We start from the raw sequence: 17317 nt of genomic DNA on the forward strand, positions 1-17317 counted from the left end.
ATTGAATGTTTCTATTGTCCAAAATTCACGCTCGTTTCGTCGTCTGGATCAAGAGACGCGCTGATATATTTCTTCTTTCCTGCTATCCGGTTATAGACAACAGGCAAGATGAACAGAACTGTAACCGTTGAAAAGAATAGCCCACCAATAACAGCAATGGCAAGCGGGGCCGTCTGTTCTGCGCCCTCTCCGAACCCTATTGCCATTGGGATCATTCCGGCGATCATTGCTATGGTTGTCATGAGAATTGGACGCAAGCGATTCTTTGCCGCCTCCAGCCCTGCGTTCGTATGGGTGCCCTGCTGTCGCAATCCTTCTGCGGTCGTGATCAACAGAATGGCATTCGACACCGAAACACCAATGGCCATAATTGTCCCCATGAACGACTGAATATTCAAGGTTTTGCCCGTAAGCAATAACAGGAGAAATGATCCGGCTATTACCGCTGGAATAGCTGAAAGTATGATCAGCGAAATGTTAAAAGACTGAAAATTTATCGCGAGCAATAAAAAAATGATTACGATAGCTAGCAGAAGCCCCGTTCCCAGTTCGCGCAACGTTTCATTTAATGTTTCCGCCTGTCCACGTAAATTTATCTTCATACCCGTAGGTATCTGTCCGATTTGTTTTATGGCCATATTCGCGTCTTCGATCGCTGAGCCAAGATCTTTTTTATTGATATTAGCAGTTATAGTAATGTAGCGTTGCTGATTCAGCCTGTCGTATTCGCCTGCGGTATTAGTTTTCCGCCAGTCGGCAACATCTCGCAGGTAGACATTTTGATCACCACGTCCATCAATTGGTATCTGTTCAATTTGGTCTGGGCTGTTCATCCTGAATTGTGGATATTCTACCTGAACTTGATAGGCGTTGCCTGCCGCTTTGTCGAGCCAATACAAGGGCTGCGTCAGACGACTGGAAGATGTAGCGGCTAATACCGATTTAGATGCCTGCTCAACGGAGACACCCATCTGCCCGGCACGGACACGGTCGTAGGTAATTTCAAGACTTGGATAGTCGAGGGGAAGTCCGTATTGAACATCCCTTAAATAGGGAATCTTTTCTAACTCTATTTTTATTTTTTCACCGTACTCACGGCCTTGAGCAAGATTTCTACCCTGAATGGCTATTTCAATGGGCGTATTTGTCCCCAGGCTCATCACCTGATCAACCAGATCAGCCGGTTCAAAAGAAATTAATGCGGATGGCATTTCTTTCTTTACGCTGTCGCGAAGTTGTTCCTTGAATCTGTCAAGCCTTATTCCCGAGTTGTCCTTGAATTTCACTTTCATTAACGATTCGTGGGGACCGCTGGTCCATAAAAAGATGGGGTTGATCGCATAGGTCGGAGGTTGCAGTCCGGCAAAAGACGAAGTAATCGCAATGTTATCCTTGCCCGCCATGCGCTCAATCATCCCGAGAATATTCTTTGTAGCTTGTTCAGTTCGCTCAATCCGTGTTCCGGTGGGCATACGCAATCGAACTTGAAATTGACCCGCATCCACCTGCGGAAATATTTCAGTGCCAATAAAATAATAGCCCAGCCCTGCAATAAGTAGAGCGATAACTAAAAACAGCGGGGCCAGAACATTTGATCGTTGGTTTTGCTTGTCCGAAAATTTGATGTACCAATCTTTAAACCGGTCGAATCTCGGGCTCCGGGTATCGGCTTTGTTCTTTAAAAGCCAATTAGCGACAACAGGAACGAAAGTCTGGGACAGCAGAAATGAAGAAATCATTGCAAAACCGACGGCAAGTGACAGCGGAAGGAACATTGACTTTGGTACCCCTGACATAAAGAGAGAGGGCACAAATACTGCCAGAACGCTGAGCAAAATGAGTAACTTCGCAAGCGCAATTTCCTTACACGCATCAACGATAGCGCGTGCTTTGGATTTTCCGTTCTCCTGGTGGTGATGAATATTTTCAATCGTTACCGTCGCTTCGTCTACTAATATACCCACAGCCAATGCCAGACCACCGAGCGTCATAATATTCAACGACTGCCCAAAGAGGTATAAAAACACAACTGCTGAAAGTAACGCGAGCGGAATGGTGAGAACGACTATAAGTGCACTTCTCCGGTCACCCAAAAACAATAAAACCATTAGCCCTGTGAGGATTGCACCGAGCGCACCTTCAAACAAAAGGCTTCTTAGAGAATTTGCAACGTAGCCGGATTGATCCAGTTCATAAGACACTTTTATGTCTTCTGGAACGGCAGCCTGCATATCAGGGAGTGCCTTCTTTATATTTTGGACAACATCCCAGGTGGAAGCGTCGGCTCTTTTAGTAACCGGAATGTAAACCGAACGCTTCCCATTGATTAGTGCGTAGCCCGAGGTCACATCTGCACCATTGTCAACACTGGCCACGTCCCGCACATATATGGATGCACCGGTCCCAGTCTTAAGAGGTATTGATTCAAGTTCCTTGAAATTGTCAACCACACTATTAGAAGGCGTTATCAGTGTGAAATCTCCCACCCGAAGGTTTCCAGCTGGTGAAATGGTGTTATTCTTCGCGATGGCAGTAACAAGATCATCGGGTGTCAGTCCGTAACTTCTCATTCGTTCGGGGTCGGCCTTGACCAATACCGTTCTTTGATTCCCGCCAAATGGTGGTGGTGCCGAAACTCCAGGCAAAGAAGCAAACATAGGTCGCACCTTAAACAATGCCAGATCCTGAATCTCACCCAATGACCTTGTTTCACTACTGAAGACCAATTGACCGATAGGAACAGAGCCTGCATCATAGCGCATGATAAAGGGTGGCAATGTGCCGGAGGGCATAAATGACCTTGACCTGGCTGCATAGGACACTGTTTCGGCCATCGCCGCAGCCATGTCAGTCCCTTCATGAAATTGCAATTTGATCAATGTTACACCCTGGACAGATTTGCTTTCCACAAATTTGATCCCGGTGATGTAGAGGAAATGATACTCATAGTATGACGTGATAAAACCTTCCATTTGTTGAGGAGAAAGGCCACCGTAGGTTTGAGCAACATAAATAGTAGGTAAGCCAACCGTTGGGAAAATATCAATCTTGGAGTTACGGATGGCGACAGCCGAAAAAATCAAAATAGCCATGATCGTTACGACCACTGTAACAGGTCTGCGTAGTGCGACTTGTATTAAATTCATACCGCTCAATTCACTTGATTCAAAAATATTTCAATGTCGCCTTGAACGGCTGCCTTATAGAGAAGCGCCTTCCACGCCTCCAGATAGGACTTCTTTAATTCCGTCTCCGCTTTTACCAGTGAGTACTGAGCCTGGATCAAATCGGCATAATTGGCGAGACCCGAGTTGTACCTCGTGACCAGCGCGCGGAATGAAAACTCTGCCGACCTATAGAGGACCGGACTCTCTTGAGCAATCTCAACTGCATTTTGGAATGTCAATTCTGCAACCCGATTCTGTTTATTCAGTTCGAGATTCACCTGTTTGAGTCTTTCTTCCTGGGCGCCGATCAATGCGCCTTGTTGCTGAATCTGTTTGTGAACGTCGATAAAGCGAAGTAATGACACACTGAGTTGAACACCTACTCCGTAGTTGTAGCGACTGAACGACAGGCCATCACTTGAATTAACGCTTCCGTCGTAACGGATTCCCGAACCCCTTGCATACCCAGTAGCCCACACGGATAAGTTCGGGTTGAGCGTGCGCCGTACGGAAGTCTGCTGCTGTTGATAAATAAGAAGCTTGCTCTTCGAAAGTGCCAATAACGGGTGACTGTTTGATATGGTGTCGGGAGTGTTTGAAGGAAGAAGGCTGAAATAACTACTATCCTGAGTGTAGGCAGATTCATCACTACCCAGTAATTCCGCCAAGGCGGCTTGTTGCGTTTCCACGTATTTCCTGTAATTGAGCAATTCGATTTTAGCACGGGATAATTCTGCGTGAAACAATGCTGTATCTACGCCGGGATGAAGGCCGCTTGTTGTAAGCGTGCTCACGACTCTCAAATTCTCATTCGAACGCTCCAGGTTTTTGGAATACACCTTTAGAAGTTCATGCGCCATGAGCAAGTCGAGGTAAGTATTGATAAATGTTACCTGATGCTTGAATACCTCGTTGCGTGCATCCGCTTCATTGTATTGAACGCTGGTTTTGGCTAGGTCAATTCGGGACCTCCGTAGGCCAAATGTGAATGGCTCCCATTTGAGTAAAAGGCTCCCGATACTGCCAAAGACCCCACTGGAACTATTATCCGATGAAGGCGGACCAGTCATGGGCACCAGATATTGAGACAGGGCCATACCAGTGATATTATTGTAAGTGGCATAGTTGACCTGATAGGCCGCATCAAGGGATGGTAGGGCTGAATTTCTTACACTGGCAACATTGTATTGGGCAGCTTGGGTTTCCAGCACTTTCGCCTTCAATGATGGGTAATTGGACTCAGCACGTTTCAGTAATTCGTGAAGAGACTGGCTATTCGCCGTTGAAACTGTTAGCAAGCCGATGATGAACCAAAGTATTTTCATCGATTTTTTCCTCAAAGTACATGTCAATAATGGAGGAAAAGTGGAGTTGCAGGAAGATAAAGGCCCGTCGATCGGAATCTTTCTTTAAAAGAAACGGAGGTGACTTTATTTTCCACCTCCGTATATGCAAAACCATCGGTTTCCAATAGACTTCCAGCACGATCCCGAAGGCAGAGTCCGCCACATTGGGTTTCCGAAAAACTTGCCTTATAAATTTACCAATAGTGCGGGAATATTCCGTCACTTAACATTTGGTAAGTATCCATTCACAAGAAAGTCTTTTAACAAGTCTTCGGTGGCATTCAGGATTTTGTCAATTCGCCCATGCGCCGCTTGAACAAGCCGGGGATCAGCATAATAGTTATCCTTATACCTAACGTCAGAGTACGCTTTGTGCAGTAGGTCTAACAGATTTATCTCTTCTTCGGTCGATTCAGGAAAAGCCTCAACAAATATCGAAGTGACATTCCGAAGGAGATGAAACAACTTCTTTAGACTATGCGATGAAGCCCGGTATCCGAGTTCGTTCAAGAGTATTGCTGAACATGCAAGTTCAACGGCTTGGTGAAGTGTAAAAATACTCACATCGTATTTCTCCTTAGTAAGGCAGTTGGTAGCGACTTCATAGAATTCCCTGGCTAGAGAAAATTTAGCACGTGCATTGACTCTGCGAACAATACTGTCGGCATGAGCCTCTGGTTCGTAAGGTGAATTGATTGGCTGATGCTCTCCATAAACCAGTATGCCCGTCTGAAATGCAGTCTGAAAAAAGTGGTTGCCTGATGAGATAGCATCCCTGACAGCCTTGCTGCTGTGCGAGATCGGATTGAATTTGACTGTACTTGTGGAATGTTGCTTTATCTGTTCAGAAGTAAACTCCCTCAGGTTCTTATCGCCTTGTGTCAGTATTATCAGGAGATCGTAGGTCGTGACCAGTGACTGCTCGCTTTCTCTAAATGGGCTCCAAAGACTGAATGCAGAACTTCTGATACCAAAGCAAATTATTGTTTCTGGTCGAATCTTTGGGATCACCACATCTAGAGTGTCCGAGAAATCTCTCTTTTGTGAATCGGTAACCGGCAACTCGTTTTGCATCGAATTTCTTGGGTCAGTCGATGTCACGAAGTTCCTGAAGGATTGCCGATAACTTTCGATGTCGGGCGAGTTCCTTATGTATCTGCACAATTCAGTCCTCATTGTCGAAAGTAGATGGTCATGGAGGTTCTTTGTTCCAATCTCTTTGCGGGAATTCCATAAGGAAACAAATCCGTTGATAAGGACCGTGTCAGCGTCTTCGTGTGTGAACACCTTTTGCGAGATATACTTATAAAGACTTTCGGCATAACGGCGGTAAATGATCTCAAAAGCATTCGGGTCATCGTTCCTCAAAGCGCCAAGCAAAACTTCGTCATTAGCTCTGGAGTCCATGAGGAATCAGGATTAGCGTTCATACATATTCTTGCTACAGTGTTTGCCTTCATCTTCGGCGACGTCGAGGACATGAAAGAACATTTCCAATCCGTCGATTAATTCAGCGTAATAGTTTGGCACACCCACGTCGCAATCTTTAGAGATTTCCAGAGTGGCATCCCGTAAGCTTCGGCTGAAATGTTTGGGAGATACAAAACTCAGGAAATGAGCAAACTTCTCCTGCAATTCAATACTTAGGATAGGTTCTGCTTTCCGTGGCTTAGTCTTCCTGCACTTCGCCTTCTTCTTCGGTTTCTTTGCCATCTTCTGTACTGGTTTCGATTTGCTTCAATGTTCCTTCTCCCTCACCAGATAAAGCCTTCAATCTTGGAGAGCCACTGTACAAAAGGCAGCCCTTTCCATCCAGCCGCGCCGTTAGTTCATCTTCGATTGCGAGCATGACCTCACCTGAATCTTTGATAGTCACTTTAGCCGATGTCGTTTCAAGATTGGCGCCGTCAATAGTTGCTGTTCCTGTATTAAGAACAATTGTTTCGTCCGAGGAACCGGTGACGGTCAGTGAGCCAGACTTGGTTAAGGTTAAATCCACCACCAGAGTTTCTACATCAAGTTCAATTGATCCCCTGCCGTTTTGGACTACGCCAAGTCTGTCGGTTTCAATGGTTCCATCACACTTGACTTTGCCTGAATGATGAACGACCAATCCACTTAGAGTCCTGTAGGTGATATAGATTGTCGCCTGGATCAACTCTGGCTCCACCTTCCCCGTGACAATGAAGAGACGTCGGTTTTCTACGAACGCAAGTATATAATTGTCCGGGTTCGCCTCTGATATTATCTCCAACTCTTCCTTGTCACCCGGGATGAGTACTATATCGGCGAATGTGTCAAGCGCAATGCTGTCGAATGGAGCAAGGTTTCGAAAGTCAGCTTTCCCTGTCCTTGCTACTGGACCGGGCTCAACATAGTCGGTTCCCTTTAGCTTTGCCTTATTTCGTCTTTGAGCCCGCCGCTCGATGACAAGATCTACGTAGGCTCGGAATACCTGCCTCATGACCGAATCGTTGTCGTCTGCGTCGATCTTTTCGCTGTGCCTTTCCAGGATGTTATCGATCTGGGTGAACACATTGTCAGCATGGTCATCCAGACCTAGGCATACAGCAATTGGGGCATTGAAATGGCGTTCGTACGGGGAGTCGGACACTCCGATATTCTGGAGTTCATTAAAGAATTTGCGGCCTTTCAACTCTTCGCCGATCAGGAAAAGAGCCATTTCGACCTTTTTCGGAAGTTTTACAAATGGGTAGCGCATAACCGTTTGTTTTGTTTTTAATTGATTTTCAGGCAATTGCGCGAATGGCAATACCGTATAAATACGGGGGTAAATATACCTAAATATTTATATCCTGTAAACTTGGGGGTGGAAAAAGATATCACCGACAAGCAGCTTCAAGTTTTACGCCTTATTGCCGAGGGTTACAACAGTGAGGAAATAGCCAAAAAACTGGGGAACAGTAAGAAAACTATTGATTCTCTGAGGATGGAAATGCTAAATCGGTTTCAGGTGAGGAATGCTGCGCAACTGGTGGCTTACGGGTTCCGGAAGAAGTGGTTGAAATAACCTAGCAGGTTTCTTGGTCCTTGACCTTAAGCAGTTCCCCGAGCAATAGGCTTGAGAGACGACCTAATCCGCCTACATATATTTCAAATACTTAGCTTGAGAGTTTCGTAATTAACAGGAGCGGTACCGATAGAGATCTCATTTTCTTTTGTTGGCATTAGCAATCTTGTCAAGATACTTTTGTTTTCTCCTTCCAAAAATCACCGTAGTTTCTCTTAACTCCTTTATTGCCTTATCCTTCTCCTTAATGTCTGTCTGCATTTCCTTAAACTTGCCAATTATTTGCTCGATGCTAGGGGTAAATTTGTAACCTTTGGCTTTGACATGCCTAGCGAACTGAATGAAATCACTAAACTCAACTTCCTCTTCCTGTTTTTCCTCAGACTGACTTTCGTTGTTCTCGTATTTGTTTCGTTCAATTAAATAAGAATGAATTGTGTCCTTCAACTCGTACCTAAGATTTACCGGGTTCTTATCTCGTAAATCCACTCCCGCATCAATCAAAGTCTTTATGTCAGTCCAACATTCATTAGCCACCTCTACTAAATAAGGGTTTTCGAAAACGTTCACGAATTCCTTTGAACTAATTTCAAAGGAGCCCAATTGATCCAAAAGGCTGATTAATGTTTCAGGTTTTACAGAAATAGACGTCGTCAGATTAATCCTTAGTCCACATCTCGCGGCTCTTGTAGAGGAAGTGAGTAAATAGTATTTACCCGGAAGAATCGCTTTAGGATCGTGGGATGTCTGTTCATTTAAGAAATAGGTGATTAAGTACATTTTTGCGTCATTTAACGACACTTCGCGGTTCTCGTCCTCACTCCTCCACTGGGCCTTAAATGTATTCTTGGTTTGATCATTTATTAGGTTTGTCAATTTCTCCAAAAGTTCTTGATCAAGGGGCTTCTGGGAAGTTGTCGACAATTCTTCGAATATAAACGTGTTAGGAAAGTATTGCTCAATCAGATCCACAATAAACTGATAGGGGGCATCTTTATGGATATAGTTGGACAAGTATGTTTTAAACGTTGTTGTCTGAGATATGCTCCCATGTAAAAGGCCCAAGTAGTAGCCTTTAACAAAGACATTGTGAATCTTTTCATTTACAATGTTTTCATCTACGGTCTTGAATGTCGCTCGAAAATACGTGTAGTTATTCTCGGCCTCTCCATGCTTAATTACTTCGGCAATTACCCCAGGCGAAATGATCATTTTACAGTTAAGAACCTTCAACTGCTTAACAAGTCTGCGGTATATTTTGCTTAGTTCACATTCTTCAACTAAGCAATTGAGTAAAAAGTCGGTGTCAATTATGAACGTCTTTTTTGAAAAATTCGTGGCTTGAAATTCTTTCAAAGCAGGATCTAAATTCAATATTTGGAGCCCAATAAATGCTTTGGCCCAATGCGATAAAGTTTCTGCTTGCTCGTCTGTAGGATTTTGAATTGTATCTCCAATCGAATACGTTAGGGCAGTACCGATCCTTTCTGACAGGCCTTCTTTCGTAAGATCAATCAAGGCCTTATTCTTTTCAAATCCAAAGTCGGCATTCACTGACTTCTCAGCTATGTGCGAATTAGTGTAGTCAACACCATGTAATCTAAAAAATGCACTAAGAGATTTTTTTACATTAGATTTTACCTTTGCTATAGTTGCTCGATCTAATTGAGAATTCTCCGCAACTATTACTTTATCGACAATGTCATTTATCAACGCATCCGTCGATTGTTCAATTTTTGTTACACTGCCCTCAATATATTCAATAGCTCTTTTGCTAGCGGAGAACGATTGGTTGTTGTTGTTTACAAATTCTTGCTTAACTAAACGCAGAGCTGAGGTTTTAATCTGATCCTCGCTGAATGATCGACTATATTTATTGTTAAGAGTATTTAAAATATCTTTGGTGGTTACTCCATTCGCAGAAGCAATGACCGACAGTATAAGTCTATCAAATAGATCTTTTCGCGTCGACTGCGCATTCCTATTAAAGGTAAAAAGCAGCGAACATTTTAATAGAGAGGTTTGTAAAACGTCCGCAGTTTCATCAGAAAAATACACTTTTTTATTAAAGACGGTGCTTTCAATTTGCGAGCGAATATTGGGAAAGTAGATGTTGAATAAACTGTAATTATTAGCAGCCAAACGAGAAAGAATTGTTTTTCTTTCTACGATGTCGATTTGAAATGCATTTTTATAATGCTTTCTGATATCAGATCTTAGTTTCTCAGTATTATTGATTTGGTTAATTGTGACAAATACAATGCTTTCAAATTGTATTGCATTTTCCTTTAGTTTTTCGATGGTATCAATTAGTTTTTGCCTATTGCGTTTATCCAATGAATACTGAAAGATGGTCTTTTTAGTCCCGTCATGATAGTAGCGTGTCTCTTCGCCGTCAATTCCCTTGTCAGCGACACCGCCAATTGCACGGATTGAGTCATAACCCTCATCATTCAATATTCGCGTTGCGAGTTCTTCAAATTTATTGAAGTCAGTATACTTATTTAATGCAATTTCAATGATGTAATCCATAGGTTTACTTGGTCTAAATTATTCGCTCAATCACGGCCAGAAGAATTCTGGTTCTCTGAAATTGCCTGCATTTTAAGTAATTGATCTTCTACAGGAGTGCCGATTCGTTTGTAAAAGTGGCAGTTTTATTTGGATATTTCTTTCATCTTTTGCGATGAGATTTAAAAAAGCCCGCCGTACTTCGGCGGGCTTTCATTCTGTAATCGGATGGTAGCCTAAACTCTCGCACGCCGAGATCTGGGCTGCTTTTTTTCGTGATTTCTGTCACCTTCGTCCATATCTTCCTGCTTTCGCGTCTCCTTCTTGTCCTTCGACTTCTCCTGTTCCTTTCCCTTTTCAGGCTCCTCCTTCACTTCCTTTCTTTCAATCCCCTGGAATACCTTCTGCATCTTGGCATCATAGAGATTCAGGGTCTTGAACTGTGGATTCGCCTCGATGTGCATTTTATCTTCTTTGCCTTCCCCGACGAAAGTCACCTGATGGACGTTGCCCTTTTCAAGGGATTTCATAATCTTAAGTTTGTCGTCGTTACTTGAGAGTTCCTTGATCGGGTAGCGATTGAGGACTGCCTCCAGGTCATAACCGTAGCCCGAATGGAACTGCTTCACCTTGAAGTTGTCGTTCTTGTCCTTTTCCTTGAAGTCAAGCTGGAGCCAGGCGTTGAACGGCTGACCTTCCTTGTTTGTCAGGTCTTTATTGACTGATCGGCCACTCAGAAGGTTATAAGCTTCCTTGGCTGTCATTCCTGAGTTCTTGGTAATGTAGAAGGTCTGTGACTTATCCTGGGATGAATCTTCGCCCCGAAGCGTCGCCTGGTACCGGTTGAAGAAGTACATATCCGTTTGATCGGACTTCTTAAAATCGAGCTTGTAATCCACCTTATCGGTGACTGCGTCTCGTTTGAACTCACCCTGGAGCGAAAGCTGGAATTCAGCCGGTTGTTCTTTGATCCTCGCCTCAAGGTCGGTATTGAGTTTCTCACCGAAACCCATGTACTTGAGACCGTCTCTTAAAAATTCAAAATTCTTGGTGTTCATAAACGTTTTGTTTAATAGTTTGTAATAATGATTTAAATCTGAAAGCATCGTTATTCAAGTAGCCTGGCGTTGACGATCGTTCTGTTTTTGATGTTCATGTTAAAGTGCCGTCCTCCGTTTTGTTCGAACAATTCGACTTGTAGGTATTTAGCCTCTGGGATGGTGAATTTTTGCAAGGCGTAAACAATGTCAGTCGAAGAATTTCCCTTTACTTCCTTGTCATTGCCATAGATATGGAGTGGCCTGATCTCAATTTCCTGAGAGGCTGTTCTTTTTATCCGGGCTTTATCCCGGATATAGAATTTCAGAAAATCTATGTCATAGTCAATGTTTGAGCGGTTGACTATCCGGAAGTGATAAAACATGACATCGCTTTTAATGTAGATACCCAGAAGCGTTATGACCATCTTGTTACCGCTTTCGCTGACTCCGAGTATTCTTCGTTTGTCTTTGGCTATTCCTGCTGAATAGTTCTCTATGTCCGTTTCGGTTAACGCCGATTGAAAGATCAGTGGGTCAACTGGAGGGTCGGCCAATTGATCAGTAACCATTGTCAGGCTGGTTGGTTGCTCTGAATAGTTCACGGTAAAATGATGAAGCACCCCATCGGCGGTGATCACTGTAAGATTGGTTTGCGGAAAATCCCGCCTCGCGGCTTTTACCTGAAGAACGTTTTCAACTCCTTTTGCCTTTTGCGCCAGTACATCCCGACTTCCCCGGTCCACACTTTTGATGACAGCGGCGAAGACGATCGTGGACGTCTTGTTAAAAGTCACTTCCACGTTTTGCGTTTCCATATTGGATTGGCATTTTGCGTTTAATGCTAGGGCGACCACCAGGCACCAGCCCAGTAGAAACCTTGTAATGAGATTATTCAAATAGTATTGCATGTCGAATATTTTTAACGTTTATAAAAAATGGAACTGAGTGAAAAGGAAGGGACGGCAACGCCGTCCCCGGCCCTTACAATAAAATAATCAGTAGGATGATTGGCGCCGCTGCGCCAAGTGCGCCCACGGCTGCACCGAACAATCCCGCTATCGCGCCAAATAAGGCTCCAATGAATAATAGCATAGTTGTAATGTTTAAAATTGTTGGAATGAGACACCGAAATCAGTTCATCCGGGATTGGACTATTCGCATTTCTCAGCATAAGAGGCACAATCCCCATAGTATCCTTTCGCTAATCCATATAACTTTGATTGTATTTCGTTTTTTGCGTGTACCAATTCTCAGTTGGCATCCATCAGGAAGATCTTATAGCCAGCCTTGATTGTCACTTTGATCTGCTTGACCTTCTTACTAAAGAGTCCTTTGGCGGCCTGAAGACCAGCACTCGCGGCTTGTGCGCTTAGCGACTGGTCCATTGTCATGAATTGAAGGCTTTGCATTGTCTGATCGGAAGATTGCTTGGCGGCATCACGGGTAATCGCGCCAGGAATGTAAATTCCCTGAAGGCCATCCAGGTCATAGGCGGAAAGAGAAACAGGGAATAGTGAATTATTATCACGGATGGAGTTAATAGCGATAGTCAGTCTTTCTCCGTTGATTGCTGCGGTCCCGTAAACGAATTGATCTTTGGGGATGAGCCTGCCGTTAACATAGACGTCGGTAAGGAGTCGCATTTTTACCGTTGATCCAGCTACGATCTCCTGTGTGTCGTGTATAATGGCTTCAATGGCGTTACCCGCTTTTTGTTCCTGTGAGTTCTCATCGTCGAGGCTATAAAATTGGTTTTGTCTTGCCCCAACCGAAAAAGCCCTGCTTAGTAACACTGCGGAATCCTCAACAATCGCTTGTGATCCATTGGAGCCTTTGATCATGGAAATGTTTTCCTCAACGTGCGATGTTTCAACCGGAAAGACCTTTCCCTTCTTAAGCTCACTTTGTTCCTTGATCTTATTACGGACTCTGTCGGGATGCTGTATATCAAGAATCTTGTCCAACATGCCGCCTAGCTTTTGCATTTCAGGATCTTCAGCATCACCGGACTTCATCATTTCCATCATCTGCTCCAACTTTTGTACATCCGACGAGAACTGGGGATCAGGCACATTTTCTGAATTTGTTACTTCGGATTTATTACTGACTTGCGGCTCCTTTGCCTTATTCAATTCCCTGTATAATTCATCAAGCTTTTGATTGACCTTCGCTTCATTAGGATCAACGACTTCCTTTTGCTTGGCTTTCGGGTTTTTGTTTGATCGCGATTTCGCAGTGGGGGTCTGTGTTGAAGGCTCTTGCTGCCCTTCACCTGTTGGCTCATCTTCCAGGGCTTCAAGCTTGAAATAGGGATCGTTCTGTCGTTCCTCGTTAAATTTGAGAGAATCTCTTTCAGCCTTGTCATAAAGCGCCAACTTGTTCCATTGCTCATTTTCAAAATGCGCATCCGGAAGTTGAAGATTCAACCCCGCGTTCTCTGAAGTCGTGGCTGTCGGATCGGAATTCTGGCCACCACCGAGCAACCAGAAGATCACGGTAATGAAAGGCAATACCAGCATAGGCATCACCATCACAAACCTCCTTCTCTGCAAAAATTTCTGTGTATGCGGTTTCATATAAATTATGTTTTGTTGTTGAATAGAATTTTCTTGCGTTACCTCTTCATTCCTTTTTTCCTTGGAGGTATCAGGTCAAGGTGTTTTTCAAAGACTTCAAGTTGCTGCCTGGTTATTTGCTCCCAACCGTTTGATTTGTCATACGCATTCTCTGAATACTCAATGTTCCTGTTGATAAAGAGTTTACCCTCCTTGTTGGTAGCCAGGTAGAAGGACTCAAACTCTCCGTAAACTTCACCTTTCATTTTCCCGACCGGCGTTAATCGTTCTGCTTTTATTGTGTCCATATAAATGTCTTTTGGTAGTGATATACTTTCTGTTCTCAGATATTCGGGCTTACCAGACTGTAACCCGTTTATTATTATGGCTGTGCACATACACGCCATCGAAATGCCTAAGAGCGCGAGACTCCATTTTTTTGTCCCTGACTCCAATGCGTTGAACCTGTTGCTAAACATGCCCACTTTGGTTTTCACTGCGGACCCTATCCTTCCTGATAGATCTTCCGCCTTCTGTTTCAATTCTGTCATCGATTCTCGGTTTTGATATCTTTGTTTTCCAGTGTTCTCCACTTTTCGATTAGGAAGCCGTGAGGGTTATTGTCTGAACGGGACACATTTCTTAGATACCCTTCCGTGATCAGGCTTCGTGTTACAATGGAAGTTGTGCGTATCAGCTTTTGCTTTGAGTAGCTTCTGAAATAAAATGGATACTGATTGACGTCAACCCGGATGCTATCGGTTACAATCTCCTGGCTGATATTGCCCGAGATGATGTTTGAATAGTACCGGCTTTCCTTGAGGTTGTCATATTGACGTTTCGCGGAAGCGTCTGCCAGATAAAGCGCTTTTGTCACGTTCGCCTCGATCACCCTGTCATCCGGGTCAAGCGTAAAGAAGTAATAATGGAACATCTTCACATGATCGCGGGCCTCTACAGGAATGTTGTCCTTCCTTTCGGCGGACCAGGCTTCGAGTGCCTTTCCATTGGACAGGATGTAAATGCGTTCCTCAATGTGCATAACCATTTGGAAGCTCTTATATATAGTGTAGCCGCAGATCACTATGCATGCCATGATCAGCGCAAATGAGAATAGCCTTATATGCCTGAATGCTGAATCAATGTTCATTAGCTGTCGGAAAATCGTCCTGTCGCTCATTTGCCAGAGAGTTTATCGTGCATATAATCTCCTGTAGCAGGACGACTACCTTCAGTTCCGTTTCCCTGGGTCGATTGACCTGATCCCGTTGGCTGGGATTGGTTGGATGACGAATTGAACATCGCTGATGATCCGGCTGTGACTGTGCTTACAGCGGCCATGGACCCGCCTGTGAACACATTGGATGCCTTGTAAAGAAGGGCATTGCCGCCTCCGGCGTGTACGATATAATTTGCAACGCTGGGAACAGTAAAGTATCCAACTATTCCCATCACCAGGAATATCAGGTAAGCGGTATCGTTCTCACTGAAAAATGTATCACCGTACTTCGTCACCTGCTGAATGTCGATCCTCAGCATGTTCTCCTGTACCTTCGAAATGATCGCTCCAAAGATGTTAGCTACGGGTAGCCATAAAAAAACATTGATGTACCGGGCGATCCAGACCGTCAATGTATGTTGAAGTCCGTCAAAAACGGATATTCCAAAGATCAAAGGCCCAAGGATTGCCAGCACGATCAAGTAGAATGTTCGGATTGTATTAATGCAGAGAGCTGCAGCCTCATAGAGAATATGCAGTATCTCCGACATCCACTGTTTCACCGTGTTGCGAAAATTATAGGATGCTTTGGCCATCGCGAACTTGATATCGTTGCCAAGCCCGTCAAGCGTTCCTTCCTCGGTGCCGTCGGGGTGAGTGTACCGATACCATTTGTCGCGGTCGCCGCTTCCGTCCGTCCCTACATACATTTGCCATGCGGGGGTCTTTTTGATCGCTTCCTCCTTTAGTTTGAGTAAATAAGCAATCGCATTGTTGGAGCCAGTCACCATTGCCGCAGTGCCCGTTACCGTAGGCTGGAGAATTCCGTTGATCATCGCGAGAACGTAGGGAAACATCATCACACAAAGACCGAGAGCAAACGGCCTCAATAATGGATAGAAGTCGATGGGTTCGGCATTGGAAAGATGCCGCCATACCCTTGAAGAAATATACCACAGCGCTGCAAAGCCGGCGAGCCCACGCCCAACGGCGACGAGTTGACTGCACAGAGGCAGCATTTCATAATACAGCTGGTCCAGGACACTTTGCAGGCTGTGGATCTCTCCCGTGAAGCTCTGAGCATTTAAAACGCCAGGCAAAAAGCTCACGCCGAGAAATATTATTGATGGTTTAAAATATTTTATTTTCATGGTCTTCGTGATTAGTTGATCCCATACAAATGATTTAGTGTTCTTACATCATTGGCCGCGCGTGCGCGTTGAATTGCCAATAGTTGAGTGCTATTATTAAAGCTTCTGAGAAAGCCTACCTTACTTTCCATGTCATAGAAAATCCGGTCAATGGCCCTCATCCGTTCATCATCATTCATTCTTAATTTCGTGGCCGTGGTTATCATGACCAGGTCATCGATGTTCCTCAGACTGGCTGTGAATAAGTAGTTGTAGACATTTGCCATATACTCGATCTCTTGCGGAGTGAAGTGCGGATCATCACGGAACCGGTTGTAGGCATTCTTGTATTCCTTGACAAGCAATTTTTGGTAATCGATGATGTAGGGTATTCTCTTGTAATTCCTGACAGCCGGATTTACAGCAAAAAGTCCATCAAGGAATAATTGATGAATTGTGTAATTGCCCTCTGAAATATTTTTGATCGTGGTGTAACCCTTGTCGAGTATTTTATAGCCGACGTACATATTGTCGAGTATCTTCTCAAGCTCCTGGAGTTTCTCCCAGTTCAATAGCAGCTGTTGTGCCTCGTCGGATTGTCCAAAGGATCTGATTGTCCCAATGAGGCTCATTAAAACTGTCAGTATTATTGTCATCCGGTTCATAGGGTATTCTTAAAGTGTCTCGTAGTTCTTCCTGAGCAATTCAGTTTCCTTTTCTTCCTTGGCCCTTTCCATTAAAATCACCTGAACGTCACCTCCGAAGGCGCGAACGAACCCGCACCTGTCATTCATCTCATCGTAGATCTTATCAATGCGATGAATCCTCTCGTCGTCTGTCATTTCGGTCTTATAAGGTTGAATGATTGTTAGCAGCTCAGAAATGGAGGCGTCGCAATAAAACACCATGTTGGTGTGAACCTGCGCGATATACCTGATCTCCTCAGGCGTGAAATGCTTGTTGCCGGAACAGAAATTGTAAACCCTTCCTAACTCGCGGCTGATAAAGATCTGGAAGGCAATGATGTCAGCCACCTTTGCCGTGTTCCTGATTGCCGGGTTCACATTCTTGAGCGAGCTAAAGAAATCACGATCAAGGTTGAAACTCCCATTCTTGATGTTTTCGATGGTGTTGAGACCATTGTGCACTATCGTATATCCCTTTTTGAGATAGTCGAGATATACGTGAAGGGCGGCGATCTGCTGAACGAGATATTTCTTTTGCGTTTTCTTCTGCCTGAACCATTCGTCCAAGGTCTGGGCTTTCACATTGTGGAACAGCAGTACTGCGATACATATCAATAGTATGTGTTTCATAG

14 protein-coding genes and 1 pseudogene are annotated in these 17317 nt (G+C 44.2%); 1 reads left to right on the forward strand and 14 read right to left on the reverse strand.

The annotated features are described in order from the left end of the window. Positions 1 to 11 precede the first annotated feature (11 nt). From HOP08_18785 to HOP08_18805, 5 genes are all read right to left on the reverse strand, one after another. Positions 12 to 3146, reverse strand: a complete 3135-nt coding sequence (locus tag HOP08_18785; GenBank protein ID NOT76975.1) for an efflux RND transporter permease subunit — start codon at positions 3144 to 3146, stop codon at positions 12 to 14. 5 nt (positions 3147 to 3151) lie between these two features. Beyond that, complete coding sequence (locus HOP08_18790) at positions 3152 to 4492, reverse strand: TolC family protein (GenBank protein ID NOT76976.1); 1341 nt, start codon at positions 4490 to 4492, stop codon at positions 3152 to 3154. A gap of 240 nt (positions 4493 to 4732) precedes the next feature. Then, a complete protein-coding gene (locus HOP08_18795) occupies positions 4733 to 5920 on the reverse strand; it encodes a HEPN domain-containing protein (GenBank protein ID NOT76977.1) in 1188 nt (395 codons plus the stop codon). 12 nt (positions 5921 to 5932) lie between these two features. After that, positions 5933 to 6226 carry a hypothetical protein gene (locus tag HOP08_18800; GenBank protein NOT76978.1) on the reverse strand — a complete coding sequence of 98 codons (294 nt, stop codon included), beginning with the start codon at positions 6224 to 6226 and terminating at the stop codon, positions 5933 to 5935. Further along, positions 6183 to 7235: a hypothetical protein gene (locus tag HOP08_18805; protein ID NOT76979.1), complete on the reverse strand. Its 1053-nt coding sequence runs from the start codon at positions 7233 to 7235 to the stop codon at positions 6183 to 6185. Before HOP08_18805 ends, HOP08_18800 begins: the two co-directional genes overlap by 44 nt. Before the next feature lie 108 nt (positions 7236 to 7343). Between HOP08_18805 and HOP08_18810 the strand changes: the two genes are divergently transcribed. Next, positions 7344 to 7544: a helix-turn-helix transcriptional regulator gene (locus HOP08_18810; GenBank protein NOT76980.1), complete on the forward strand. Its 201-nt coding sequence runs from the start codon at positions 7344 to 7346 to the stop codon at positions 7542 to 7544. A gap of 138 nt (positions 7545 to 7682) precedes the next feature. Here HOP08_18810 and HOP08_18815 read toward each other — a convergent pair whose 3' ends face one another. The 9 genes and pseudogenes from HOP08_18815 to HOP08_18855 all read right to left on the reverse strand — a co-directional run bounded on the left by HOP08_18815 (position 7683) and on the right by HOP08_18855 (position 17315). Further along, positions 7683 to 10076, reverse strand: a complete 2394-nt coding sequence (locus tag HOP08_18815) for a hypothetical protein (protein ID NOT76981.1) — start codon at positions 10074 to 10076, stop codon at positions 7683 to 7685. A gap of 281 nt (positions 10077 to 10357) precedes the next feature. Then, positions 10358 to 11113 (reverse strand): annotated as a pseudogene (locus HOP08_18820) (hypothetical protein). 50 nt (positions 11114 to 11163) lie between these two features. Next, positions 11164 to 11910 carry a conjugative transposon protein TraN gene (gene traN / locus HOP08_18825; GenBank protein ID NOT76982.1) on the reverse strand — a complete coding sequence of 249 codons (747 nt, stop codon included), beginning with the start codon at positions 11908 to 11910 and terminating at the stop codon, positions 11164 to 11166. Positions 11911 to 12345: 435 nt separating this feature from the next. Continuing rightward, positions 12346 to 13671: a conjugative transposon protein TraM gene (gene traM / locus HOP08_18830; protein NOT76983.1), complete on the reverse strand. Its 1326-nt coding sequence runs from the start codon at positions 13669 to 13671 to the stop codon at positions 12346 to 12348. A gap of 38 nt (positions 13672 to 13709) precedes the next feature. Beyond that, positions 13710 to 14201, reverse strand: coding sequence for a hypothetical protein (locus tag HOP08_18835; GenBank protein NOT76984.1), 492 nt, complete (start codon positions 14199 to 14201; stop codon positions 13710 to 13712). After that, on the reverse strand, positions 14198 to 14815 hold the full coding sequence (traK, locus tag HOP08_18840; GenBank protein NOT76985.1) for a conjugative transposon protein TraK: 618 nt from the start codon (positions 14813 to 14815) through the stop codon (positions 14198 to 14200). Before traK ends, HOP08_18835 begins: the two co-directional genes overlap by 4 nt. An 11-nt stretch (positions 14816 to 14826) precedes the next feature. Then, on the reverse strand, positions 14827 to 16020 hold the full coding sequence (gene traJ, locus HOP08_18845) for a conjugative transposon protein TraJ (protein ID NOT76986.1): 1194 nt from the start codon (positions 16018 to 16020) through the stop codon (positions 14827 to 14829). A gap of 11 nt (positions 16021 to 16031) precedes the next feature. Next, positions 16032 to 16664: a TerB family tellurite resistance protein gene (locus HOP08_18850; GenBank protein NOT76987.1), complete on the reverse strand. Its 633-nt coding sequence runs from the start codon at positions 16662 to 16664 to the stop codon at positions 16032 to 16034. A 9-nt stretch (positions 16665 to 16673) separates the two neighbouring features. Further along, on the reverse strand, positions 16674 to 17315 hold the full coding sequence (locus tag HOP08_18855) for a hypothetical protein (protein NOT76988.1): 642 nt from the start codon (positions 17313 to 17315) through the stop codon (positions 16674 to 16676). Positions 17316 to 17317: the final 2 nt, after the last annotated feature.

Source organism: Cyclobacteriaceae bacterium (assembly GCA_013141055.1).
GTDB lineage: Bacteria > Bacteroidota > Bacteroidia > Cytophagales > Cyclobacteriaceae > ELB16-189.

Coding starts and splice junctions, on each gene's coding strand:
- HOP08_18785 (NOT76975.1), bottom strand. CDS start 3,146: ATGAATTTAATACAAGTCGCACTACGCAGACCTGTTACAGTGGTCGTA.
- HOP08_18790 (NOT76976.1), bottom strand. CDS start 4,492: ATGAAAATACTTTGGTTCATCATCGGCTTGCTAACAGTTTCAACGGCG.
- HOP08_18795 (NOT76977.1), bottom strand. CDS start 5,920: ATGGACTCCAGAGCTAATGACGAAGTTTTGCTTGGCGCTTTGAGGAAC.
- HOP08_18800 (NOT76978.1), bottom strand. CDS start 6,226: ATGGCAAAGAAACCGAAGAAGAAGGCGAAGTGCAGGAAGACTAAGCCA.
- HOP08_18805 (NOT76979.1), bottom strand. CDS start 7,235: ATGCGCTACCCATTTGTAAAACTTCCGAAAAAGGTCGAAATGGCTCTT.
- HOP08_18815 (NOT76981.1), bottom strand. CDS start 10,076: ATGGATTACATCATTGAAATTGCATTAAATAAGTATACTGACTTCAAT.
- traN (NOT76982.1), bottom strand. CDS start 11,910: ATGGAAACGCAAAACGTGGAAGTGACTTTTAACAAGACGTCCACGATC.
- traM (NOT76983.1), bottom strand. CDS start 13,671: ATGAAACCGCATACACAGAAATTTTTGCAGAGAAGGAGGTTTGTGATG.
- HOP08_18835 (NOT76984.1), bottom strand. CDS start 14,201: ATGACAGAATTGAAACAGAAGGCGGAAGATCTATCAGGAAGGATAGGG.
- traJ (NOT76986.1), bottom strand. CDS start 16,020: ATGAAAATAAAATATTTTAAACCATCAATAATATTTCTCGGCGTGAGC.
- HOP08_18850 (NOT76987.1), bottom strand. CDS start 16,664: ATGAACCGGATGACAATAATACTGACAGTTTTAATGAGCCTCATTGGG.
- HOP08_18855 (NOT76988.1), bottom strand. CDS start 17,315: ATGAAACACATACTATTGATATGTATCGCAGTACTGCTGTTCCACAAT.